This window comes from Peptoniphilus vaginalis (assembly GCF_900176605.1).
In the GTDB taxonomy this organism is placed as follows: Bacteria; Bacillota; Clostridia; order Tissierellales; family Peptoniphilaceae; genus Peptoniphilus_A; species Peptoniphilus_A vaginalis.
The window spans coordinates 392,112-414,963 of sequence record NZ_FXLP01000004.1; the positions used below are offsets into that span (position 1 = coordinate 392,112).

At 35.9% G+C, this 22,852-nt stretch carries 22 protein-coding genes; 16 read left to right on the top strand and 6 right to left on the bottom strand.

Annotation, left to right across the window (positions count from 1 at the left end; genetic code table 11):
• Positions 1–10: 10 nt before the first annotated feature.
• Together CAN42_RS03220 and CAN42_RS03225 are read right to left on the bottom strand one after the other, a co-directional pair.
• Positions 11–928 carry a DUF2232 domain-containing protein gene (locus CAN42_RS03220; RefSeq protein ID WP_085875510.1) on the bottom strand — a complete coding sequence of 306 codons (918 nt, stop codon included), beginning with the start codon at positions 926–928 and terminating at the stop codon, positions 11–13.
• A 167-nt stretch (positions 929–1,095) separates the two neighbouring features.
• The gene (locus CAN42_RS03225; RefSeq protein WP_085875511.1) at positions 1,096–2,283 is read right to left on the bottom strand and encodes a MalY/PatB family protein; all 1,188 of its coding nucleotides are present in this window, start codon (positions 2,281–2,283) and stop codon (positions 1,096–1,098) included.
• Positions 2,284–2,480: 197 nt separating this feature from the next.
• On the opposite strand from CAN42_RS03225, the gene CAN42_RS03230 reads away from it, so the two are divergent.
• Positions 2,481–3,191, top strand: coding sequence for a helix-turn-helix domain-containing protein (locus CAN42_RS03230; RefSeq protein ID WP_062571872.1), 711 nt, complete (start codon positions 2,481–2,483; stop codon positions 3,189–3,191).
• Between the two features lie 77 nt (positions 3,192–3,268).
• Here the strand turns inward: CAN42_RS03230 and CAN42_RS03235 are convergent, their stop codons facing one another.
• A complete protein-coding gene (locus CAN42_RS03235; protein ID WP_085875512.1) occupies positions 3,269–4,111 on the bottom strand; it encodes a DegV family protein in 843 nt (280 codons plus the stop codon).
• 382 nt (positions 4,112–4,493) lie between these two features.
• Here CAN42_RS03235 and CAN42_RS03240 point away from each other — a divergent pair, with 382 nt between their 5' ends.
• The gene (locus tag CAN42_RS03240) at positions 4,494–4,961 is read left to right on the top strand and encodes a radical SAM protein (RefSeq protein WP_245149836.1); all 468 of its coding nucleotides are present in this window, start codon (positions 4,494–4,496) and stop codon (positions 4,959–4,961) included.
• A 169-nt stretch (positions 4,962–5,130) separates the two neighbouring features.
• On the opposite strand, the gene CAN42_RS03245 is transcribed toward CAN42_RS03240, so the two are convergent.
• Positions 5,131–6,708 (bottom strand): AbgT family transporter, encoded by a 1,578-nt coding sequence (locus tag CAN42_RS03245; protein WP_085875514.1) that lies wholly within the window; start codon positions 6,706–6,708, stop codon positions 5,131–5,133.
• A 248-nt stretch (positions 6,709–6,956) separates the two neighbouring features.
• Here CAN42_RS03245 and sdaAB point away from each other — a divergent pair, with 248 nt between their 5' ends.
• The 10 genes from sdaAB (at position 6,957) to CAN42_RS03290 (ending at position 15,030) form a co-directional block, all read left to right on the top strand.
• A complete protein-coding gene (gene sdaAB / locus CAN42_RS03250) occupies positions 6,957–7,625 on the top strand; it encodes an L-serine ammonia-lyase, iron-sulfur-dependent subunit beta (protein ID WP_085875515.1) in 669 nt (222 codons plus the stop codon).
• The gene (gene sdaAA / locus CAN42_RS03255; protein ID WP_085875516.1) at positions 7,626–8,507 is read left to right on the top strand and encodes an L-serine ammonia-lyase, iron-sulfur-dependent, subunit alpha; all 882 of its coding nucleotides are present in this window, start codon (positions 7,626–7,628) and stop codon (positions 8,505–8,507) included.
• Between the two features lie 5 nt (positions 8,508–8,512).
• Positions 8,513–9,748: a dicarboxylate/amino acid:cation symporter gene (locus CAN42_RS03260; RefSeq protein ID WP_062572204.1), complete on the top strand. Its 1,236-nt coding sequence runs from the start codon at positions 8,513–8,515 to the stop codon at positions 9,746–9,748.
• A 111-nt stretch (positions 9,749–9,859) separates the two neighbouring features.
• The gene (gene ymfI, locus CAN42_RS03265; protein ID WP_085875517.1) at positions 9,860–10,594 is read left to right on the top strand and encodes an elongation factor P 5-aminopentanone reductase; all 735 of its coding nucleotides are present in this window, start codon (positions 9,860–9,862) and stop codon (positions 10,592–10,594) included.
• A gap of 88 nt (positions 10,595–10,682) precedes the next feature.
• Entirely contained in the window at positions 10,683–11,513 is an 831-nt protein-coding gene (locus CAN42_RS03270; RefSeq protein WP_085875518.1) for a bifunctional 5,10-methylenetetrahydrofolate dehydrogenase/5,10-methenyltetrahydrofolate cyclohydrolase, read from the top strand.
• Positions 11,514–11,610: 97 nt separating this feature from the next.
• On the top strand, positions 11,611–12,513 hold the full coding sequence (locus CAN42_RS03275) for an arginine deiminase-related protein (protein WP_085875519.1): 903 nt from the start codon (positions 11,611–11,613) through the stop codon (positions 12,511–12,513).
• A 1-nt stretch (position 12,514) separates the two neighbouring features.
• A complete protein-coding gene (locus tag CAN42_RS08985; protein ID WP_167627546.1) occupies positions 12,515–12,691 on the top strand; it encodes a hypothetical protein in 177 nt (58 codons plus the stop codon).
• Positions 12,692–12,764: 73 nt separating this feature from the next.
• Positions 12,765–13,136: a hypothetical protein gene (locus CAN42_RS03280; protein ID WP_085875520.1), complete on the top strand. Its 372-nt coding sequence runs from the start codon at positions 12,765–12,767 to the stop codon at positions 13,134–13,136.
• 341 nt (positions 13,137–13,477) lie between these two features.
• The gene (locus CAN42_RS03285; RefSeq protein ID WP_085875521.1) at positions 13,478–14,107 is read left to right on the top strand and encodes a redox-sensing transcriptional repressor Rex; all 630 of its coding nucleotides are present in this window, start codon (positions 13,478–13,480) and stop codon (positions 14,105–14,107) included.
• Positions 14,108–14,154: 47 nt separating this feature from the next.
• Positions 14,155–15,030 carry a DNA-3-methyladenine glycosylase family protein gene (locus CAN42_RS03290; RefSeq protein WP_085875522.1) on the top strand — a complete coding sequence of 292 codons (876 nt, stop codon included), beginning with the start codon at positions 14,155–14,157 and terminating at the stop codon, positions 15,028–15,030.
• A 197-nt stretch (positions 15,031–15,227) separates the two neighbouring features.
• Here CAN42_RS03290 and CAN42_RS03295 read toward each other — a convergent pair whose 3' ends face one another.
• Both CAN42_RS03295 and CAN42_RS03300 read right to left on the bottom strand, forming a co-directional pair.
• Positions 15,228–16,787, bottom strand: coding sequence for an IS1182 family transposase (locus tag CAN42_RS03295; RefSeq protein ID WP_085875246.1), 1,560 nt, complete (start codon positions 16,785–16,787; stop codon positions 15,228–15,230).
• Positions 16,788–16,918: 131 nt separating this feature from the next.
• Entirely contained in the window at positions 16,919–18,073 is a 1,155-nt protein-coding gene (locus tag CAN42_RS03300; protein ID WP_085875523.1) for an aminotransferase class I/II-fold pyridoxal phosphate-dependent enzyme, read from the bottom strand.
• 142 nt (positions 18,074–18,215) lie between these two features.
• Here CAN42_RS03300 and murA point away from each other — a divergent pair, with 142 nt between their 5' ends.
• The 4 genes from murA to CAN42_RS03320 all read left to right on the top strand — a co-directional run bounded on the left by murA (position 18,216) and on the right by CAN42_RS03320 (position 22,851).
• Entirely contained in the window at positions 18,216–19,463 is a 1,248-nt protein-coding gene (murA, locus tag CAN42_RS03305) for a UDP-N-acetylglucosamine 1-carboxyvinyltransferase (RefSeq protein ID WP_062572196.1), read from the top strand.
• Positions 19,464–19,478: 15 nt separating this feature from the next.
• Complete coding sequence (locus CAN42_RS03310; RefSeq protein WP_085875524.1) at positions 19,479–21,005, top strand: ABC transporter substrate-binding protein; 1,527 nt, start codon at positions 19,479–19,481, stop codon at positions 21,003–21,005.
• A gap of 66 nt (positions 21,006–21,071) precedes the next feature.
• A complete protein-coding gene (locus CAN42_RS03315) occupies positions 21,072–22,001 on the top strand; it encodes an ABC transporter permease (RefSeq protein ID WP_085875525.1) in 930 nt (309 codons plus the stop codon).
• 7 nt (positions 22,002–22,008) lie between these two features.
• Positions 22,009–22,851 carry an ABC transporter permease gene (locus CAN42_RS03320; RefSeq protein ID WP_085875526.1) on the top strand — a complete coding sequence of 281 codons (843 nt, stop codon included), beginning with the start codon at positions 22,009–22,011 and terminating at the stop codon, positions 22,849–22,851.
• The last annotated feature ends 1 nt before the right edge of the window (position 22,852 follow it).

Sequence of the window (22,852 nt, forward strand, 5' to 3'; positions counted from 1 at the left end):
GCATTCTCACTTATTTAATTTTTCTAAAGTTAACAATTTGATCAAGTCCACCAAGGATTATTAAAAAAATCTGTAGGCTTGATATAGTAAAGCTTAGACCTATTAAGAGAAATTGTAAAAATCTCTTAACTCCAAATCTCGTCATATAAAATTTGGTAAGGGCAAGGCCAGAAGCATAGAGCATAAAGAAGACTAAGTTCATTAGGTTGATCGTAAAGACTTGACCTGTGGGTCCAAAGTAGTCGCCAGTAAGTGAAAAGAGGGCGAGACTCACAAGTGACAAGGCTATGATTTCCCTTGGGAACTTCAAGAATTCAAGAGAGGATGGTTGAATAATAAAAATCCCCCTCGTAAGAAGACTTCTTCCAGCCCATGTATAAGTAACATAGGAAGTCACAATAGATGTGATAATTAGGACAGATGGAAGAATTTGTAAAAATTTCTTGTAGTAGAGCTCTACATTTTCTGTGAAAATCGCCATAGTCCCTGAAGACAAAATATCTTCGCCTGCTAGGTTTTTGTAAAATTCTGTAATGGCATTTATAGTTTCCCTTGAATTTAGGACTTGGCTATTGATCCCAAAGGCAAAGAATAAAACCATTATTGATGTAAAAAATATTAAAGATGTCGCCAAGATAGTCATGGAGACAGACCTTTTTGTTGTAATCATGTAGTGAAAAATTAAGATGAAGGGACCAAAGATTGTAAAGACAACTATGGCTTGGACTGGTCCCATGAAACCAGCAATTAAAAGTACAACGGCAAGAAGTGTCGCCATTACTTTTATAATTCCCTCCTTCACAGATTCAGCTACATACATAGAAGGAAACAAAATATATAAAAAGGGAAAAATCATTCCAATCATGGAAATGAAAATAGACCTTGTGAAGAGTCTAATGAGTCCCTTATAGTCAGTTTCTTTTTCCAATAAATCAACTCCTATCTCCCCTATTTTACCATAGAATTATAATTAGATAAAGAATTCTAACTTTCACGAATCTATTGATGACAAATAAAAAAGTCCCTAAAGATTAGGAACTTAATTTTAAAAATTAATAATTTGTTTGTAGCAAATCAAAAAAGAAATTTAATTTATTATTGTCCTTGCAATTCATTTATAGCTTGAACAATTTTATTTAAACCTTCTTCTAGGATGTCCCTTTGACAGGCAATGCTAATTCTAAAGTAACCATCTCCTGGCTCACCAAAGACAATTCCATCTTCAATTAATAAGTCGTACTTTGTAATTAAGATGTCCATTAGGTCTTTGTGATTTACATAAGCGCCAAAGTTGATCCAGGCTAAGAAAGTTCCTTCAGGTTTTTTGTATTTTGTTTGTGGAAGTTTTTCTCCTAAGAACTTGACAATAAAATCAAAATTGTCTTCCACATAATCCATTACTTGATCAACCCAATAGGTGCAGTGAGAGTAAGCTGTCTCGCATAAAATCATATCAAGTGGTGGTGCAAACCTAATGAAGTGTCTTCCATAAGTTTCTTTGTTCCACTTGTCTTTTAAGTCATGGTCATCAATTATAATTTGAGCGATAGGAAGTCCACCAACATTAAAAGTTTTACTTGGAGCAACTGCAGCAGCAATTTTATTATAAGCACCGAGACTCATAAGAGGATAGTGTCTTACATTTTTTCTGGTTAAGTCACAATGGATTTCATCGGAGAAAATAGTTAAGTCATATTTTTTGCAAATCTCAATAATTTTTAAAAGCTCTTCTTTTTTCCAAACACGACCGACAGGATTGTGAGGAGAGCAGAGAAGGAGCATTGTGTTATTTGGGTCTTTAGCCTTATCTTCAAGATCATTGAAGTCAATATAGTAGTAACCATCATCATTGATTAAATTATTATTGACAACTTTTCTTCCGTTTTCTGCTATTAATTGTGCAAAGGGATAGAAAACTGGTGGTTGAATAATTATTCCATCGCCTTCTTTTGTAAAAGAATTTATGGCAAAGCCAATAGCTGGCAAGACACCAGGGGAATAGAATATTGAATCCCTTTCTATTTTCCAAGAAAACTTATCATAATACCAACTTTGAATAGATGAAAAATATTTTTCACCAGGCATTGACTGACCAAAGAAACCATGGTCTACTCTCTTGGAAAGAGCATCTATAACTTCATCTGCTACCCTAAACTCCATATCAGATAACCAAAGGGGAAGAGCCTTATCACTTGCCCTTGAATCGATAAAATCCTTGTGATCCCATTTTACGCTATTACTTCCACGTCTATCATATTTAATTTCTAAATTTAACTTTTTCATTTTTCACCTCGCAAGACAAGTATAGCAAGTAGAAAAAAATTTTTTATTGAGTTGAATTTTATCCTAAAGAAACTTTTTTACTATAAGTTTCTCCAAAGTGGAAAAGACCAAGGCATTATGATAAAATTCTAAACAAATAAATTATTTACAAAAAATAAGCAGCAAAAGAATATTTATAGGAAATTTGGTGAGTAAAAGTGGATGAATATTTAAAAGAAGTTGGCAAAAAAATAAAGAAAATAAGAAAGTTAAAAAATATGACCTTAGATGACTTGGCAAAAAAGATTAATAAGAGTAAGTCAGCAGTGTCAAAATATGAAAATGGAGAAATTAATATTGATCTAGTCACCTTAAAGGAGATTAGTGATGTCTTTGAAATAGAAACAGCTAGGCTCATACCTCAAAATATATTGAAGCCCAAGAAAAAGTCCATAGACTTAGACAAAGTCCCTAGGTTCTTTAAAGAGGATTCAAAAATATATTCCTACTATTATGATGGGAGAAATTCAAAAATTCTTAAGTCACTTATTGAGATAAGTGGAGGAGAGGATAAGGACCACAGGGTCTCTATGTATATGAATATTTCAGATTACGACTTTCCTTATATTTGCGAGAACACCTATTATGGAAACATTGAGCATTTTGACAGTATAACTAGAATAAACTTGTACAACAAGTACACAGATCTTGAAAAACCAAACATATCTATCTTGTCGCCCTTTGTTGATTCTGAAATAAGATGGGGACTTTGGAGTGGCATTTCAATTAGGCCTATAATGCCAGCTGCCATAAAGATGCTTTTTTCAACAAGGATTTTAGATGAAGATAAAGAGCTGCAGAAGAAACTTATTTTAAATCGTGAAGATATGGCATACATAAAGAAGTTTAATATGTTTTCAGTTTTTTAATTTGAAGTTAAATTTGATTAAAAAAATTTAGGACAAATAAAAAAGTCCCTAAAGACTAGGAACCTTATAAGTTAAAATTATTTGCTAAAGTAGGACAAGAAGAGGGCGCCAGGACCTGTGTGTGTCCCAACAACACTTCCAATTTGGATGAACTCTGGTGAAGAAATCTTATCTTCCCAAAGGCTCTTTGTCTCTCTTAGGTATTTTTCGATTTTGCTGCCGTCACGACCTGTGTAGCCAAGTTTAATTGGCATATCAAAGTCAATGGATCCAGTCTTTTCTATTTCACTAATGAAAAGATTGTTGGCATTTTTTATTCCCTTGGCCTTACCCACAGATGCAATTGCTCCATCCTTCATAGATAGGAGGACCTTAACAGAGAAGAGGTTGCCGAGAAGAGCTGAAGTCTTTGAAATTCTTCCGCCTCTTTCAAGGTATTCTAGGGTGTCGACTAAGACCACTAATCTTAACTTCTTCTTAGCCTCATCAAGGATTTCCTTTATTTCTCTTGCAGACTTACCTTCTTTTACAAGTCTTGTGGCATATTCCACAAGAGCACCTTCTGCGTTAGAAACATTTAAACTGTCTACTATGAATATTTTATCTTCAAGACCTTCGCTGGCAAGCTTGGCACTTTGGTAAGTTCCCGATAACTTTGAAGATAGGACAATAACAACTGCCTCGTCTCCCTTATCTATTACTTCCTTGTATACATCCATAAAGGCCACAGGAGTTGGTTGACTTGTCATAGGAAACTCTTCCTTTTTTTCAAGTCTTTCATAAAATTCGTCCTTAGTAATATCAACTGAATCTAGGAAGTCTTCATCTCCAAAGGTAACGTGGAGGGGAACTACGATTAATTCCTTTTTAATATTTTCTTCCACATCACAAGTTGATCCCACAATTATTTTTACTGCCATATATTTCCTCACATTTATTATTAAGAATTTATTTATTTTTGCTATCTTATGTAAACCTTAGTATAAATAAAAGAAAGTAAGGTGTCAATATAGACCAAAGGACATCAATAAAGTTTTTGTGGTAAAATATTTAAGAAAGCTATATTAATTTTAAGGAGATGATTTTATCAATAGGTATTCAAAAATTACTAACAAGACAAAAAGAGAAATTGTCCTCTTAAAGGCAAGACCTTGTAAGTGGGGCAGGTGTACTTTTTGTGATTATATAGATGACAATGAAATAGATAAGAAGAAGATAGACGAGATAAATCTTGAAGTTTTAAAAAATGTCACAGGAGAGTTTGGAGTCCTAGAAGTCATTGACTCTGCATCAGTTTTTGATTTGACAGACAAAACTCTTGAGGCAATAAAAAAAGTTGTTGAAGAAAAAAATATTAAGAGATTATTTTTTGAAGCTCATTGGATTTATAGAAATAGGCTTGACGAGATAAGAGACTTTTTTAAAGTCCCCATAACTTTTAAAACGGGTATAGAAAGCTTTGACAATGACTTTAGGGAAAGAGTTCTAAAAAAGGGTGCAGACTTTAAAGACTACAGAGAAGTGAAAAAATATTTTGACTCTCCCTGCGTCATGGTGGGCATAAAGGGTCAAACGAGAGAAATGATAGACCGTGACATGGAAATTATAAGAAATTTTTCCCACGCAACAGTAAATATTTTTATGAACAACTCAACTGAGATAAAGAGAGACGAAGAACTCGTTAAGTGGTTCGTAGAAAAATATAGGTACCTTGAAGATGACCCACGAGTTGATATTTTATTCGAGATAACAGATTTTGGTGTGGGCTGATAGGATTAGAAAAGTTTTTTCTTTCTTAATAACAAATTAAATGAATATAGATGGACTCCCAGGAAGGAGTCTTTTTTAGCTTTGCAGATAAAGAAATAAAAACATGTCAATAGAATGAAAACACCCGATGGAAATTTCCACCGGGTTTATTATTTGAGAATATTTTATTTTAGATAAATAAGATTGAAATCATGTCTTGTACGCGAAGTGGTGCTTCAGGTCCAACAGGGATTCCAATTAGATACCAAACTATCATTAGGGCTGTCCATCCAACTAGGAAGAACATAGAGTATGGAAGCATCATTGAAGTAAGAGTTCCAAGCCCAGATTCTTCGTCATACTTTTGCATGAATACAACGATTATTGCGAAGTAAGACATAAGTGGTGTGATGATGTTTGTTGAAGAGTCACCAATTCTATATGCAACTTGTGTAAGTGCAGGTGAAAGTCCAAGGTTGTACATCATTGGTACAAAGATTGGAGCCATAATTGCCCATTTTGCTGAAGCTGATCCCATAAATAGGTTAAGGAAGGCTGATAGCAAGATGAACATTATTAGAAGTGGCAGTCCCTTTAGTCCAATTGATTCTAAGAAGTCTGCTCCGTTTTTTGCAAGGATAAGACCAAGGTTTGTTTGGTTAAAATATTTTACAAATTGCGCTGCAAAGAATGCAAGAACAAGGTATCCGCCCATGCCCTTCATTGCCTTTGTCATTGCGTCAACAAGGTCGTGTGAATTTTTAATAGTTCCAACAGTTTTACCATAAGCAATACCAGGAATCATAAATAATAGTAGCATTGCAGGGATAAGTCCGTGACCTAAGAAAAATTTAAGAGTCTTAATATCTTTTCCATCTTCTAGAGCTCTAAATGGAGCATTTGCTGGGAACATTAAGAATGCCATAACTACAACAAATATTATTACAGCTATAAGAGCATTTCTAAGACCCTTCTTTTCCACATCGGTTAGTGGACTTTCGTCAGCCTTATAAGATCCATGATATTCTCCTAAGTTTTTTTCAACTATTCTATTAGTTACAAGAGTACCAATTGTTGTGATTAAGAAAGTTGATACAAATAGGAAGTACCAGTTACAAGTAGCGGCAAGGGTCATATCAATACCACCAGCTTTTAATGCTTCGTTTGTGATATTTGTAAGTAGTGGGTCAGTTGTACCAAGTAGTAAGTTTGCAGAGAAACCACCACTAACTCCTGCAAAGGCAGCTGCTATACCAGCAAGTGGATGACGACCTGCGTTTGCGAAGATAAGTGCTCCTAGTGGAACTACAACTAGGTATCCTGCATCAGATGCAATATTTGACATTACACCAGCGAAAACAACTGTAGCTGATAGAAGTGTAGGGTTTACATTAGATAGAAGTCTTTTTAAAGTTGCATTAAAAAGTCCACTGTTTTCAGCAACGCCAACACCAAGCATAGCTACAAGTACTGTTCCTAAGGGAGCAAAACCTGTGAAGTTTTCTGTTGCAGAGTTAAAGATGTAAGCTAGGCCTTCCCAGTTAAGTAGAGAAACAGCTTCCTTAGTAACTTCTTCTCCAGCCTTGGCATCGAAGTATGTTACACTTAGTCCTGCTTTTGCAGCAAAGTAAGATACGATGATTACGATTGCACTAAGTATAGCAAAAATCATTGCAGGGTGTGGTAATCCATTACCAATTCTTTCTACGCCTTTCAGAAATCCGCCAACGTCATTCTGGTCTTTAAATTTTTTGTTTTGTTCTTTCATAAATTCCTCCTCTGTAATGAAATAATATCCTCATAATTTAATACTATATTATCTATTATATACTTGCAAGCAATATTTGGCATTATCGCAAAGTCTTATATTACGTTAATAGATTGAAGTAAATGTTTAATTTTGTTAAAGTATAAATAATGAGAAATTGGATAATTATCCTGTCTGCAAGTGTAATTTCATTTCACAAATTCAATTTATTATGCTAAAATAAGGTCTAAGAAATAAGGAGGAGTCCAATGAAAGAGTACAGTTCATTTGAAATTCTTGGACCAATAATGGTTGGTCCATCATCATCACATACTGCAGGCGCTTGTAAAATCGCTGGATTGGCAGCCAAAATTTGCCCAGCTGATTACGAGAGCGTTGAGTTTTATCTTCATGGTTCCTTTGCTTTTACATATAAGGGTCACGGAACAGACAGGGCACTTCTAGGTGGCATAATGGGTTTTAAAACCTATGACAGTTCTATAAGAGATGCTTATAAAATTGCAGATGAAAGGGGAATAAAGTATTCCTTCATACCAACTAATCTTGGTGAAAACTATCATCCAAACACAGTTAAGATTAAATTTAATTATAAAGACAGAGACAGTGAATATGTAATTGGATCTTCAATTGGTGGGGGAAATATGAAAATTGTTGACATCAATGGAATCGAAGTTGATTATGATGGCAAGTTCCCTACACTCTTATTCCAATATCCTGAACAAAAGGGAGTAATAGCAGATGTCTCGACTATACTTGCTGATGAGTCCTACAATATTGAATCTATAAATACAATTAAGGACGAGCTTACAAATATAGTAACTCTTACAATTGAACTTGATGAAGGTGCAAATAAGAGTCTACTAGATAAATTGTTAAATAATTCCAGATATATTACATCTAAATATGTGGAGGTTTAAATGTTAAATACAGCTAAAGAAGTTATTGAAGCATGTAAGAAGGATAATCTTCACATATATGATTTAGTTCTAAGTGGAGAAACTTCTGCTCTTAAAATGACTGAAAAAGAGATGAAGAATAAGATCAGGGAAATCTTGGAGGTTATGAAGAGATCTTCCCAAGAAACATTAGACAAATCCTATGAAACTGAATATAAAATGATAGACGGATTCGCAAAAAGAATGAATGACTATCAAAAAGAAAAAGACCCTTTAACTGGAAAGTTTCTAGTTAGGGCAATGGCTATGGCCTTTTCCACATCTGAGACCAATGCAAATATGGGAACTATAGCAGCAGCACCTACTGCTGGAAGTTCTGGTATTATGCCAGCAGCCTTAATGGCAGCTAAGGAAAAATATAACTTGGATGATGAGGTTTTGATAAATGGACTATTGACATCAATAGGAATAGGGCAAATTATTGGTAAATATGCAACGTTCGCAGGTGCTGAAGGTGGATGTCAAGCAGAATGTGGATCTGCCAGTGCAATGGCAGCTGCTGCATTAGTTGAAATGCTTGGCGGAAGTCCAGAAGAAGCACTACACGCAGCCAGTATTACACTTATCAATGTAATGGGGCTAGCCTGTGACCCAATAGCAGGACTAGTAGAGTATCCATGTACCTTTAGGAACGCATCAGGAGTTATGAATTCTTTCATATCAGCTGATATGGCACTTGCAGGTATTAAATCAATTGTTCCCTTTGACGAAGTTTGTCAAGCAATGGGAGAAGTTGGTCACTTGCTACATGAATCTATTAGGGAGACTGGTCTTGGAGGACTTGCAGGTACAAAAACTGGCCAAGAAATTAGGGCTAAGTTTTTAAAAATTAAGGAGGATTAAAGAAAATGAAGGAAAAGAAAAAAATAGGTCTAATTCCTAGACTTATTCTTGCAATTGCACTTGGTATTCTTGTTGGACAATTTTTACCAGAAGTAGTAACTCAAGTAGCAATTACAATATCAGGATTATTTGGTAAATTTTTGAACTTTATAATTCCACTAATGATTGTTGCCTTTGTATCTAAGGGTATTGCAGACTTGTCAGAAGGTGCTGGAAAACTTTTAGGAGCAACAGTTGCATTAGCTTATGGTTCTACACTAATTGCAGGATCATTATCTTATACAATGGCAAGAAACATATTTCCAAGCTTTATTAAACCAGAGCTAGCAGAAGAAATTCAAAAAGCAACAGCACATGAAGTTGCACCATTATTTGAAATTCCACTTGGACCTTTCATTGACGTAACAGCAGCGCTTGTTCTTGCATTTATGATTGGACTTACAGTTTCTGCTCTTAGAGCTAAAGGATCTGGAGAAGTATTTTACAAGGCTATTAACGAATTTAACGAAATCATAAATCTAGTTTTATCAAAATTTGTAATTCCACTACTTCCATTCTTTATCTTTGGTAACTTCTGTAACCTATCATATTCAGGTTCAGTATTTGCAATTCTTGGAATATTCTGGAAGATCTTCATCTGCATCATCGCACTACACATAATTTATATAGTAGTACAATTTTCAGTTGCAAGTGCATACACAGGAAGAAATCCTTTCAAATGTTTAAAGGATGCACTTCCAGCTTACCTAACAGCAGCAGGTACACAATCATCTGCAGCAACTATTCCAGTTAACGTTGCTTGTAACAGAAAAATGGGTGTTACAGCTCAAATTAGAGAATTCTGTATCCCACTTTGTGCAACAGTTCACTTAGCAGGATCAATGATCACTCTTACATCTTGCGTATTCACATTACTCACAATGTTTGATATGCCACACTCTTTCCCACTACTACTTAAGTTTATCGCAGTTCTTGGAGTTGCCATGGTTGCAGCACCAGGTGCGCCAGGTGGAGCAGTAATGAGTGCCCTTCCATTCTTACCAGTAGTAGGAATCGAATCATCAGGAACACTTGCTACGATTTTAATTTCACTTTACCTAACTCAAGACTCTTTTGGTACAGCTTGTAACGTAACAGGCGACAACGCTATTTCAATGGCAGTTGAAAAAATTTATTACAAACACATTGTAAAGAAACCTATCCCAGAAGAAGACTTCGAAGACGGTAGAATTAACCTATAATTTAAAAGCATATTTACCGGAGAATGCTATGTCATAGACATAGCTTTTTCTTTTGCAAAATTCTTATTATAAATTTGGTATAATGAAGGAAAGGTTGGTGGAAGACACAAGATGAAGACTGTACTTATAACTGGTGCCTCACGAGGAATTGGAAGAGACATTGCAAGAAGACTTGCAAGAGAAGACTATAGAATAATTATTAACTACAACAAGTCAGAAAAAGAAGCTAAAGAATTGGAGAAAGAAATTAGAGACATGGGTAAAGATGCCCTTGCCTTAAGAGCTGATGTGAGAAAATTTTCTGAAGTTGAAGAAATGTTTAAGGAAGTTGAGAGAAGATTTAAGGGAGTTGACATCCTAATCAACAACGCAGGCATATCTTCCTACGCCCTCTTCCAAGATATTGACGAAGAAACTTGGGACGAGATTTTCGATGTCAACGTCAAGGGAGTTTACAATGCAATTCACGCAGCCCTTCCTTACATGTTAAAGAAGCACTCAGGAAAAATTTTGAATATGACATCAATTTGGGGAATAGTTGGGGGGTCTATGGAGAGTCACTACTCAGCAAGCAAGGGAGCAATCAATGCACTTACAAAGGCCCTTGCTCAAGAACTTGGCTATTCGGGCATAACAGTTAACGCAGTTGCCCCAGGTGCAGTTGACACACCAATGACAAGAGAGATAGGGACAGACAACCTCTGCATTTTGTCAGAGGATATACCCATGGGTCGACTTGCAACTACAGAAGAGATAGCAGAACTCGTCGCCTTTATGGTTTCTGACAAGAATTCCTACATGACGGGACAAATAATTTCTCCCAATGGTGGCATGATTATCTACTAAGTAAAAATTTTATGTGCAATAAATTTTGATAAATAAATTAAAAAAAGAAAGAAAATAAAAAATATAAGCTCGTACAAGAGGAGGTAATATGACAAAGATTTTATACGCCAAGGACTATGTTGAAAAGAAGACTAGGGACCTAGTTGAAAAAGTTGAAGGCTTAAAGGACAAGCCAATAATTTCTATTATTAGAGTGGGGGATGACTATGGTTCACTTGCCTACTTGAAGGGAATAAAAAAGTCTGCAGAAAATCTAGGAGTTAGTGTTGATGTTAATGAATTTAAAGAAGATGTAAGTCAGGAAGAAATTTTAGACTGCTTAAAGAACTTAAACCAAAACAAAAAGGTTGGGGGCATACTTGTCTTTAGACCTCTCCCAGAGTCCATTGATGAAGACGCAATCTCACTTGCTATTGATCCAGAAAAAGACATCGACTGTATGAACCCCATTAACAGGGCCAAGGTTTATAGTGGCCACCTTGATGGATTCATCCCTCTTGCATCAAAGGCAGCTCATGAGCTCTTAGGATTTTATGGCTACGAACTAAAGGGCAAGGACGTGGTAGTTATTAACCACTCCAATGTTGTTGGCAAACCCCTTGCTATGATTTTGTTAAGTGAACTCGCAACTGTAACAGTTTGTCACGTGGGCACTAAGGACCTCAGGAAGCACACTAAGTCTGCTGACATAATATTCACTGCCATGGGAAGGGCAGAGACTCTTGATGAAACTTACTTCAAGGAAGACGCAGTTGTTATTGACATTGGGACTTCAAAGAACAAGGAAGGCAAGTATCGTGGCGACCTTGATGAAGAAGCTGTCATAGGTAAGATTGGAGCCTTCTCCCCAGTGCCTGGTGGAATAGGAAATATTACAAACCTCCTTCTTCTTGAGAACGTAATAAACTATTACTTGTGAGAAAAAGTTCATAAATGAAAAATTTATCCCTCCTTGCTGGAGGGTTTTTTATTGGAAATTTGTTATAATTGACTTAGTTGATGTAAAGGAGAGAGTTATGATAACAAGTAAAGTGATTTTAGTTAGACCTTATGCCTTTAATTTTAATACAGAGACAGCAGTGGATAATGTCTACCAAGTTAACCCAGAGAAAACTTCTAAAGAAGAAATTCAAGAGAGGGCTTTAAAAGAATTTGATAGAGCTGTGGAAGCTTTGCGAGAAAAAAATATTCACGTTGATGTCATCGAAGACTTTGATGAGAGGACACCAGATTCAATTTTTCCCAACAATGTCTTTGTGACCTTTCCTGGCAAAATTTTCATTTGTGAAATGTACACAGACAATAGGAATGAAGAGTATGACAAAATCCTTCCACAACTTAAGAAGATTCTCGACTACGACAAGGCAGAGATTGTAGACTTCAGGAATAATGAAGGTAGAGTCCTTGAAGGCACTGGCGCTGTAGTAATAGACAGGTGGAATAATATTTGCTACGGAAGTCTTTCAAAGCGTTGTGACAAGGGCGAGTTTTTAAAATTCTGCAAGGTCTTTGACTTAAAACCTGTCTACTTCAAGTCCAAGGACAGGGAAACTTACATCTACCACACTAACGTCTTGATGATGGTGGGAGAAAAGTTTGCAATGATTGCAGATGAGTTAATCGTAGAAAATAAAGAGGAAGTTCTGAAGTCCTTAAGAGAGTCAGGCAAGGAAATAATTTCTCTCAGCCAAGAAGAGTTTGATAACTTTGCAGGTAACTCTATTGAACTTAAGGGCCATGACAAAAACATTCTTCTTATAGCTCAGTCAGCCTATGACCACCTTAGGAAAGAAAATATAGAAAAAATTGAAAAATACGATGAGATCCTTCCAATTGATGTTGAGACAATTTCAAAATATGGTGGCGGATCAATTAGGTGCATGATAGCAGAAAATTTTTTTGACATAAAGGAGCTTTGATATGAAACTATTAAAGTTCTTGCTCTTTGTATATTTTGCAATCTTTTGGGCAAAAGAAATCCCAGAAATTTTTAGAAATTATAATGAAGACAAGTCTTCGAAAAATTTATTGCCACTCTTAGGAAGACTTATAATGGTAGTGGCTTCTATAATTTTGGCAGTAGGAGTTTATCTTTAAAATTTAAAAACCGAAAGGGAGATAAATGAAGAAAAAAATAATAAGTATAATATAAATTCTTCTTGTGATGATCTTGCTCACAAGTCTTTACAGGATTTACAACTACAACAAGGAGGACAAGGCCTTTAAGTCTGCCACAAGAGAAATTCAAGAAAAATTTGGAAAAGAAGAAGTAAAAGTAGCTCCTAACGAAGAAGTTAATACAGCTCCTAAAGAAGAGGTGAAAGCTAATCCAAAAGAAGAAATGAAAACTGCTCCAAAGGAAGAAGTTATAGCTAAGCCTAAAGAAGTAGCAAAAGTTTATTCAAAAATTTATGAGAAAGAAAAAATAGGTCAGGGATCCACAAAAAAACTTGAAGGGCAAAATCTCTTGGACTACATCAAGCAGAGAAATATTGTAAGTGGAGAGATGCCAGATAAGATAAATCATATTATAACTTTGTAAACTTGTACGCCAGGAGATACAAGGCTTGTGGTTCAAGGAGTTTTAGTTGAAGATTAAAAGTCGCCTCAGGGCGATTTTTTTGTAGGAATTTTTATCAGTTAGTAATTAAATAGGAGTTAGTAACAAAATATGAGTTTATAGAAAGATAGGACTTAATAAAAAACTACAAGTTTACAAATAAGTACAAGCTCATAAAAAAAGTACAAGCTCATAAAAAAATACGAAGTCATAGTAAAATACAAAGGCATAGTAAAACACAAAACAAAATAAAAATATGAGTTTCCTTTAATTTACAAAACTTGTGAAGATTGTTATAATATAAACAATTAGGAGGTGTTAATTTGCCGAAGAATGCAAGGGCTATTTCCGAGACCGTAATAAGGAGAATGCCAGTTTATCATAGATACTTAAAAGAACTTATAGAAGATGGAGTTGAGAGAGTTTCTTCAAAGGAACTTAGTGGACTCACAGGTTTCTCAGCCTCGCAAATTAGACAGGACTTAAATAATTTTGGAGGCTTTGGTCAACAGGGTTATGGTTACAACACCAAGGACCTTAAAGATCAAATTGATAAAATTCTTGGAATAGACAAGTCTTACAAGAGCATAGTTATTGGTGCTGGTAGACTAGGACAGGCCATTGCCAGATACAATGGATTTAGAGATTCTGGTTTTAATGTGATTTCACTTTTTGACATCAAGGACAACATAGGTGACATAAGTGGGATTAAGGTTCGCGAGATGGAGGACTTGGAAAAATACATAAGAGATGAAGGAATAGATGTTGCAATCATCACTGTGCCTAGGGAAGTCTGCCAAGACGTGGCAAACAAAGTGATTGATGCAGGTGTAAGAGGAATTTGGAACTTCGCACCCTATGACTTAAAGGGACCTGAAGGCGTTGTAGTTGAAAACATAAGACTTAACGATTCGCTTCTAACCCTATCTTATTTTATGAAAGAAATTATCTGACCTATTATTTTATAATAGGTTTTTTATTTATAGGAGCTTTATTTTTAATGAAGATAAATTTTGACGAAGGTCTTTGTAAGATCACTGACCTAGAAGAGTTTGATCCCAAAGATATTTTCACTTGTGGTCAGGCCTTTAGGTGGTATGAAGAAGAGGACGGGTCCTTTACCTTTGTAACTCATGGTATAGTTGCCAACGCAAAAAAAATTGGAGATGAAATAATTTTAAAGGGAGTAGATGAAAAGTCCTTTGAAGAAATTTTTTATGACTATTTTGACCTTTCTCGTGATTACAAACTTGTAATGGAAGAGCTTGCCCAAGACGAGGTCATGAAAGATGCCACAGATTATGGCAGAGGGATAAGGATCCTTAACCAAGACAAGTTTGAGACAATTATTTCCTTTATAATTTCTGCCAACAATCAAATACCTAGGATTCAAAAGGCAATTGAAAAAATTTCAGAGATGTATGGGGACTATCTTGGAGAAGATAAAAATAGAAAATACTATGCCTTCCCAAGTCCTGAGCAACTTTCTCTTGCCAAGCCAGAGGACCTTCGTGAGTTCGCAAGAGTTGGCTTTCGCGACAAGAGGATAGTTGAAGCCTCAAAGCTAATTGCATCAGGTCAAGTTGACATATCAAAAATTTCTGAAATGGACCTAGAAGATGCGAGAAAGGAACTTCAAAGCCTTCCAGGAGTGGGACCAAAGGTTGCCGACTGCATCCTCCTCTTTGCCTTTGACAGGAAGGAGTCCTTCCCAGTTGACGTTTGGATAAAGAGGGTTATGGAAGAATTATATTTAAAGGAAGTTACACCAAAGTCCAAGATAGCCACACGTGGCAGGGAGGTCTTTGGCAAGAATGCAGGCTTCGCCAACCAATACCTCTTTTATTATGGAAGAGAGAACAAGTTGGGCAAATAATTTTATAAATTTATAAGAAATTAAGAAAGGTGATGTTGCAGAATAGATGATTCTACTCTGCGACATCATTTTTTTATCAAATATTTAAGTTTAGCCATTATGTTTTTTGCTTTTAAGTTATTTTCTGGATAGATTTATCTTGTTTCATATAAAAATGGGTGCACTTAATAAAGCTGGCTTTAATGAATATTTTTTTCTTAAGCAGCTTTGTATTTTATGATTTCTAGGTTATTATTTTCTATTTTTGATGTCAGTTTATTTAAGTTTAGTGCTATTGATATGAGGCATATCTCACTTTTTATATTTTCTTTTCCTCTGTGGTGGAATCTGTTGTAGTTTAAGCCTGATTTTATTTTGGAGAATGCTCCTTCGGCTTGTATTGATCTATTTATTCTTTCTTCTATTCCTTGGTCGGATTTTATGTTTTTTAAGGATTCTTCTCTATATTTTTGAAATGTTTCTGATATGTAGATTCCTTTGGTTTTTTGTCCTTCTTTGTTCCAATCGAAGCATCTGTAGACTTTTGTTGTTGTTACGTATCCACTTTTTCTTTTTCTGTATCTGTCACTGCATCTTATGAATTCTTTGCCTTCTTGTGATGTGTATTTGTCTTGTCTTTCATCGTATTTTAAGCTTTTCTTAAATTCTTGCTCTTTTTTATATTTTCGTGTTTTTGACTTTTCATAGTTTGATGGTTTTATGTAGGATGTTAAATTATTTTCTGCTAGATATACATAGTTTTCTTCGCTTTCGTATCCTGCATCTGCTACTATCTTGTTTAGCTTGTTTGGATTTTTTTCTAGAAGGTCTTTTAAGAATGGTTTTAGGGTGTACATATCAGATGGATGGTGGGATATGTTTTCTCCTATGATGAAGCCTGATGCACTTGCTAATTGGATATTGTAGGCTGGTTTTAGTTGACCATTTTTCATGTGGTCTTCTTTCATTCTCATGAAGGTTGCATCATGGTCTGTTTTTGAGTAGGAGTTTCTGTTGTCTCCCATTATTTCTAGATGTTTCTTGTAGCTTTCTAGTTTTTCTTTCCATTCTTTTAAATGTTCATAGTCTCTTTGTTCTTTTGTTTTTCTTTTTCCTTTTCCATAAACGAATTTTATTTTTTTCTCTTTGCAGTATTTTCTCAATTGCTTAAAGATTGTTGTTACTGCTTGAAGTACTTGGCCTGGAATTAGACTTTTACTTAGTCCTAGTTCTTCTTTTATTTTTTCTATTAATTTTTCTTGCCATTTTTCTATACTTCCTCTCCATACAAAACTATATCTGTTGGCATAGGCTTCTATCTTTGTTCCATCTATATAGATGCTTGATAGGTCTATCTGTTTTTCTTCTATCAGTATTTGTACCATTTGATTTAGTAGTTCTGGTGTTAGTTCTTGTATTTTCTGTCTAAATCTATTTATTGTGCTATGGTCTGGTGGTTGTTCTGTATCGAGTAGGTACTTAATTCTTAAATCATATTTGCATGATTTTTCTATTTCTCTTGATGAAAATATTCCTTCTGAATAGCAGAATATTATTATTTGAAGCATTGTTACTGGATTTACAGTAGGTTTTCTTCCAAGTGATGAGTAGACTTTTTTTAGTTCTGATAGATTCATCCTTTCAATTATATTTTTTACAAGCCTTAGTTTAACATCATCTTTTATATATATTTCTGTATTAAAGTTTAATCTTAGTTGAATTGTATCATTAACTAGTGTATAGTTAGTTAATGATGATGTATTTTTAGCGGTTTTCATAAATACATTGTATCAAAAAAGACGAGGATTTTTATGTTTCCTCGTCTTTTTTCTATGATGGGACTTTTGCAACAGCCCCTTTCTTTGCGTGAATACTAATTTATGATTTTTAATTTGTTTTTGAAAGCAAATTACTTTTGAAAAATTTCTAATTTTTCTATCCTATCAAAGGCTTCGTTAATCTTGTCCTTGTTAACTGTTACGGCAATTCTTATGAAGCCGTCGCCAGCAGCACCAAAGGCCTTGCCATCAATTAGGTTTACGTGAGCCTTTTCCAAAATTTCTTTCACAACTTCATCAGTTGTCATGCCTGGGACAGAAATTTTTGGGAAGATGTAAAAAGTCCCCTTGGGTCTCATAACTTCTACGTGCTTTAATTTTTTTAGCCTGTCGTAGGCAAGGTACATCCTCTCCTTGTACTCTTCTGCAAGAGGTGGGCATATTCTCTTCCTTTGATTTATTCCAGCTACACCTGCGTACTGACAAAGTGTTGGCACTGAATAAACTGTGTTTGAGTGAATTGATGTCATGGATTTGATAAGGTCCTTGTGGGCAACTATGGCGCCAAGTCTCCAACCAGTCATTACATAGTCCTTGGACATAGAGGAGATGGAGATCACTCTCTCAAAGTTCTTGTCCCACTTGATCATTGGGGTGAAGTGAGACTCGTAGGAGTAAATTGTGTAGATGTCATCACAAATAACTAAGATGTCGTGCTTAACTGCAAGGTCATAAATTGCCTTTAGGGTCTCGTCACTATAGACTGCTCCTGTTGGATTGTTGGGAGTGTTTATGATAATTGCCTTAGTTTTTTTATTTATTAACTTTTCAAGTTCTTCTGGAATTATGTCAAAATCATTTTCGAATTTTGTATCGTAGAAGACAGTCTTTCCTCCAGCCATGTCGATTTGGTCTGGGTAGACGCTGAAGTAGGGTGAAGGAACTATTACTTCGTCGCCTTCTTCTAAGAGGGCTTGAAGGATTAAAAACATTCCTTCAGTCCCTGACATTGTAATCACAACTTCATCAGGGTCGCAAAAAACTCCAAAGTCTTCTTTATAAAAATTTGCTACAGCTTCTCTTAGACCGATGTAGCCTTGTGGATCTTCGTAGTGAGTGTGACCTGCAATTTGTGAATCGTAGGCTTCTTTTATTATTACCTCGTCAGTCATAAGGTCGGGGTCACCAACACCAAAGTTGATAAAGTCTGGATAGATGCTTGAGTAGTCTACAGCATAAATAGATTCTTCTACATTTCTATATTTTTCACGGATGAATTTCTTCATGAGAACCTCCTTTTAATTTCTAACAATTTATTCTAACACAAAGGGGTATTTTATTAATAGTATTCTTTTAATTCCTTAATTTAATAGAATCTCTATGATATAATTAACATAATATAAATAAAATTTTATAGGAGGAATCCTTTTGGATAAAATATTAGTAAAATCAAAGGGCCCACTAAAGGGTAATGTTAGAATTTCAGGTGCAAAAAACGCAGCTCTTCCAATTTTAGCTGCAACAATTCTTGGGACAGAAGAAATTGTTTTAGAGGACGTGCCTGAGCTAAAGGATGTTGAAATCATTACAGAAGTTCTTAGAGGGCTTGGACTTAAAATAGAAAAAGATGGCAACAAACTTGTAATTGATCCAAGTGGTCTTAACTCTTACGAAACTGACTACGAACTTATGAGCAAGATGAGAGCATCCTTCCTTGTTATGGGACCACTTCTTGCTAAGCTAAACAAGGCCTACAACTCCCTACCTGGTGGCTGCAACATTGGATCAAGACCAATTGACCTCCACCTAAAGGGTTTTAAGGCCTTAGGTGCAAAGATAGAAATGACTCACGGAGAAATTAAGGCTGAGTGTGACAAGCTCGTGGGCACAAGAATCTATCTTGACTTCCCATCAGTCGGGGCAACAGAAAATATTATGACAGCTGCAGTCCTTGCTGAAGGCGAAACTATTATGGAAAACTGTGCCATGGAACCAGAAATTGTTGACCTTGCAAACTTCCTTAACAAAATGGGTGCCAAGGTTATGGGCGCAGGAACTTCTACAATAAAAATCAAGGGCGTAGAAAAGCTAAGAGGATGTAGTCACCAAATTATACCAGACAGGATTGAAGCAGGAACCTTTATGGTGGCTGCAGCAATTACTGGTGGAGACATCACTATTGAAAATATAATAACATCTCACCTAAAGCCAGTTATAGCAAAGTTAGAAGAAACTGGTGCCAAGGTAATAGAAAATGGAGACACTGTTAGGGTTGTTGGGACAGATGATATTAAACCAATCGAAATAAAAACTCTACCTCATCCAGGTTTCCCAACAGACTTGCAGGCACAATTTATGGCCCTTCTAACTCAAGCTGAAGGACAATCTTCCGTTATAGAAACAGTTTTTGAAAATCGCTTCATGCACGCAGAAGAACTTAAGAAGATGGGTGCAAAAATCAAAGTAGTAGATAGAGAAGCTATACTATTGGGTAAGAACAAACTATACGGATCCAAGGTTGCTGCAACAGACTTAAGAGCAGGAGCTGCCCTTATACTTGCAGGATTAGTTTCTGAAGGCGAAACTGAAATTTCTGAAATTCACCACATAGACAGGGGTTATGAAAAAATCGAAGAAAAATTTAGAAATCTTGGAGCAGATATAAAAAGAGTCTAAGAAAGGAAGATGATAATGAGGAAGAGAATAATTATTGGGATGCTTTTAGTGCTTTCACTATTTTTGACGGCTTGCTCCTCTAAGGACAAGAAGAAAGAAGAAGGAAAGATATTAAAAGTTGCAGTTTCTGAAGACACTACTACACTTGAACCTAATGCGTTAAACGATGACTACGCAGAAAATATTTTAATTCAAGTTTACGATACTTTGGTAAAGAGAAACGCTAAGGGTGAACTCGTTAACTCACTTGCAGAATCAATTGAAAACCCAGATCCACAAACTTTTAAGATTAAATTAAGAGATGGAGTTAAGTTTTCTGATGGAAGCCCACTTACTGCTGATGATGTAATTTTTACACTTCAAAGAGCAGCAGCAAGTGAAAAGTTCAAATCTTTTTATGGCAAGATAGATCCAAATTCCTACCAAAAGGAAGATGATTTAACCTTCTCCTTTAAGTTAAGTGAACCAGATGCTGCCTTTTTAAACTCACTTTCACACCCAGCTGTATCCATTGTGTCTAAGGCCTATGTAGAAGGTGGAGCAGACCTTGCTACTGCACCAATGGGAACTGGACCTTTCGTATTAGACGAATGGGTTCAAAATGACCATGCGACTTTCTCAGTAAATGAAAACTACTGGGGAGACAAGCCAAGCATTGCTGGAATCGAAATGAAGGTAATACCAGAAGCCTCACAAAGAATTATTGAACTTGAATCAGGTGGAGTTGACCTTGCATATAAAATCGACCCATCAGAAATTCCTAATATAGAAGAAAACAATGATTTAACTCTTTACAGAAAATTAGATAACTCAGTTCACTTCATTGGCTTTAACATGGCCAAGCCTCCTTTTGACAAGAAGGAAGCAAGAGAAGCTATGGTAAATGCCATTGATATGAATTCAATTTTTGAAACTGTTTATATGAATAGTGGGAAGCTTGCAACAAGTCCAGTTAACCCTAACTTCAAATATTCTATAGCAGATTCTCTTGAAGCAAACAAGGTTAACAAGGAAAGGGCAAAGGAACTTTTTGCCGCTGCCGGAGTAGGTGAAGGTACAAATATTTCCATCTACACATCTGACAACACTCAAAGAGTTAATGTTGCAACTATGATGCAAGCCCAATTAAAGGAATATGGAATTGGTCTTAACATAGAAAGACTTGAGTGGGGAGCTTTTATGGATGCCCTAAAGAGAAAAGAACATAATATGTTTATCATGAGCTGGAACCCATCAATTGTGGATGCCCACTATGAACTTTTCCAACCCTTCCATTCATCAAACAAGGGTGAGGGACCAAACTTTATGTACTTTGGAAATGAAGAACTTGATAATTTAATAAAAGAAGGTCTTTCAACAGTTGATGATGCAAAGAGAGCAGAAATATACAAGAAGGCTCAAGAGCTTATAAACCAAGAATATCCATGGCTATACATTTGCTATGGCGAAACACTTGTGGCAGCTAACAGTAAAGTAGAAGGACTTGAACTACTTCCAAAATATCCACAAGAACTTAAAGATGTAACTTTATTAGAAAAATAATTTTTTGAAATTCACCAAGTTCTTATTTGGTGAATTTCGTCTTTTCTAGGAAAGAAAGGATTAGATATGACAAAATATATTTTAAAGAGACTCTTAATTTTAATACCTACTCTCTTGGGAGTAAGTTTTATTGTCTTCTTGCTTCTCTACCTTTCTCCAGGTGATGCTGCCCTTGCTGCAGCTGGACCCAATGCACCTAAGGAAACAGTAGAGGCAATAAGAGAGAGCCTGGGACTAAAGGAACCCTTCCTGGTTCAATATGGAAATTATTTAAAGGGCTTGGTCCTCCACTTTGACTTGGGAACAAGTTATCAATCGGGGAGGTCTGTCACAGAAGCTCTTTTAAGAGTCTTTCCAACAACAATTAAGCTTGCAGGTGGCGCCCTTATAATTGCAATTGTAATGGGGATATCCTTTGGGGTTCTTGCAGCCATAAAGAAAAACACCTTTATAGATTCTATAATCACAGCCTTTGGAATGGTGGGTCTTGCCATGCCAATCTTTTGGTCAGGTCTTCTACTTATAATAATTTTTTCTACTAAGTTAAAGATCTTGCCTGCTTCAGGATTTTCATCTATTAAGCAGATGATCCTTCCATGGTTTGCCCTGGGCTTCCAATCCTCTGCAGTTATTATGAGGATGACAAGGTCGGCAATGTTAGATGTCTTGGACAAGGACTACATTAGGACAGCTTATGCCAAGGGACTTTCAAAGTCCAAAATTATTTTTGTTCACGCCTTAAAGAATGCAATGATTCCAGTTATAACTACTATTGGACTCCAAGCTGGTGGACTTCTTGGTGGAAGTATTTTGACAGAGACAATTTTTTCTATTCCTGGCATTGGCAGACTAATGGTTGACTCCATAAAGACTCGTGACTACCCAATAATCCTCGGAGCTATTATGCTTATAGCCATAGTTTATTCAGTGATTTCCATTGTGGTTGACATCCTCTATGGATTTATAAATCCTAGAATTAAGTCAGAGTACAAGTAGGTGGACTATGTTAAAGAGATTTAAAACATTTTTTAAATATTATAGCAGGAACAAGCTTGCAGTCTTTGCCCTTGGAATTTTAATTTTAATAATTCTTGCGGCAATTTTTGCTGACCTCATAGCGCCCTACGACTACACAGAGCAGTTTCCAAAAGATAACTTCTTGAGGCCAAGCTCAGACCACTTAATGGGGACAGACAACTTTGGTCGTGATATATTTTCAAGAGTCCTAAAGGGAGGACAAATTTCTCTTAGGATTGGATTTTCTTCTGTAATTATATCTACCTTCATTGGAGTAATAATTGGTGCCTTCGCAGGTTATTATGAAGGCGTCTTTGATGCCATAATCATGAGGGTCATGGACACAATCTTATCCATCCCACAACTTGTTCTTGCAATTGCACTTGCAGCAGCTCTTGGTGGTGGAATGAAAAATTTAATTTTAGCAGTTTCCCTTTCATCAATACCATCTTATGCAAGGATTGTCAGGAGTCAGGTTATGGCTGTGAAGAACTTAGAATATATTGAATCAGCAAGACTTGCTGGAGTCAAAACCTTTAAACTAATTTTTGCAGAAATTCTACCAAATTGTTTTGCGCCAATAATTGTTCAAGTAACAATTGGAGTGGGAACTGCAATCCTATCAGCAGCTTCACTTTCCTTTATTGGGATGGGAATTATGCCACCAGAAGCAGAGTGGGGTCAAATGCTTTCTGAGGGAAGGGCATATATAAGGAACTATCCTCACATCACTCTCTTCCCAGGACTTGCCATTGCCCTAACTATTTTAGTTTTAAATATTGTAGGCGATGCCCTAAGAGATGCCTTTGATCCAAAGTTCAGGAGGTAGT

What these genes read in the sequence shown, in the direction of transcription:
- CAN42_RS03225 (WP_085875511.1), bottom strand. Translation starts at nt 2,283, where the DNA reads ATGAAAAAGTTAAATTTAGAAATTAAATATGATAGACGTGGAAGTAAT.
- CAN42_RS03235 (WP_085875512.1), bottom strand. Translation starts at nt 4,111, where the DNA reads ATGGCAGTAAAAATAATTGTGGGATCAACTTGTGATGTGGAAGAAAAT.
- CAN42_RS03245 (WP_085875514.1), bottom strand. Translation starts at nt 6,708, where the DNA reads ATGAAAGAACAAAACAAAAAATTTAAAGACCAGAATGACGTTGGCGGA.
- sdaAB (WP_085875515.1), top strand. Translation starts at nt 6,957, where the DNA reads ATGAAAGAGTACAGTTCATTTGAAATTCTTGGACCAATAATGGTTGGT.
- sdaAA (WP_085875516.1), top strand. Translation starts at nt 7,626, where the DNA reads ATGTTAAATACAGCTAAAGAAGTTATTGAAGCATGTAAGAAGGATAAT.
- CAN42_RS03260 (WP_062572204.1), top strand. Translation starts at nt 8,513, where the DNA reads ATGAAGGAAAAGAAAAAAATAGGTCTAATTCCTAGACTTATTCTTGCA.
- ymfI (WP_085875517.1), top strand. Translation starts at nt 9,860, where the DNA reads ATGAAGACTGTACTTATAACTGGTGCCTCACGAGGAATTGGAAGAGAC.
- CAN42_RS03270 (WP_085875518.1), top strand. Translation starts at nt 10,683, where the DNA reads ATGACAAAGATTTTATACGCCAAGGACTATGTTGAAAAGAAGACTAGG.
- CAN42_RS03275 (WP_085875519.1), top strand. Translation starts at nt 11,611, where the DNA reads ATGATAACAAGTAAAGTGATTTTAGTTAGACCTTATGCCTTTAATTTT.
- CAN42_RS08985 (WP_167627546.1), top strand. Translation starts at nt 12,515, where the DNA reads ATGAAACTATTAAAGTTCTTGCTCTTTGTATATTTTGCAATCTTTTGG.
- CAN42_RS03290 (WP_085875522.1), top strand. Translation starts at nt 14,155, where the DNA reads ATGAAGATAAATTTTGACGAAGGTCTTTGTAAGATCACTGACCTAGAA.
- CAN42_RS03295 (WP_085875246.1), bottom strand. Translation starts at nt 16,787, where the DNA reads ATGAAAACCGCTAAAAATACATCATCATTAACTAACTATACACTAGTT.
- CAN42_RS03300 (WP_085875523.1), bottom strand. Translation starts at nt 18,073, where the DNA reads ATGAAGAAATTCATCCGTGAAAAATATAGAAATGTAGAAGAATCTATT.
- CAN42_RS03310 (WP_085875524.1), top strand. Translation starts at nt 19,479, where the DNA reads ATGAGGAAGAGAATAATTATTGGGATGCTTTTAGTGCTTTCACTATTT.
- CAN42_RS03315 (WP_085875525.1), top strand. Translation starts at nt 21,072, where the DNA reads ATGACAAAATATATTTTAAAGAGACTCTTAATTTTAATACCTACTCTC.
- CAN42_RS03320 (WP_085875526.1), top strand. Translation starts at nt 22,009, where the DNA reads ATGTTAAAGAGATTTAAAACATTTTTTAAATATTATAGCAGGAACAAG.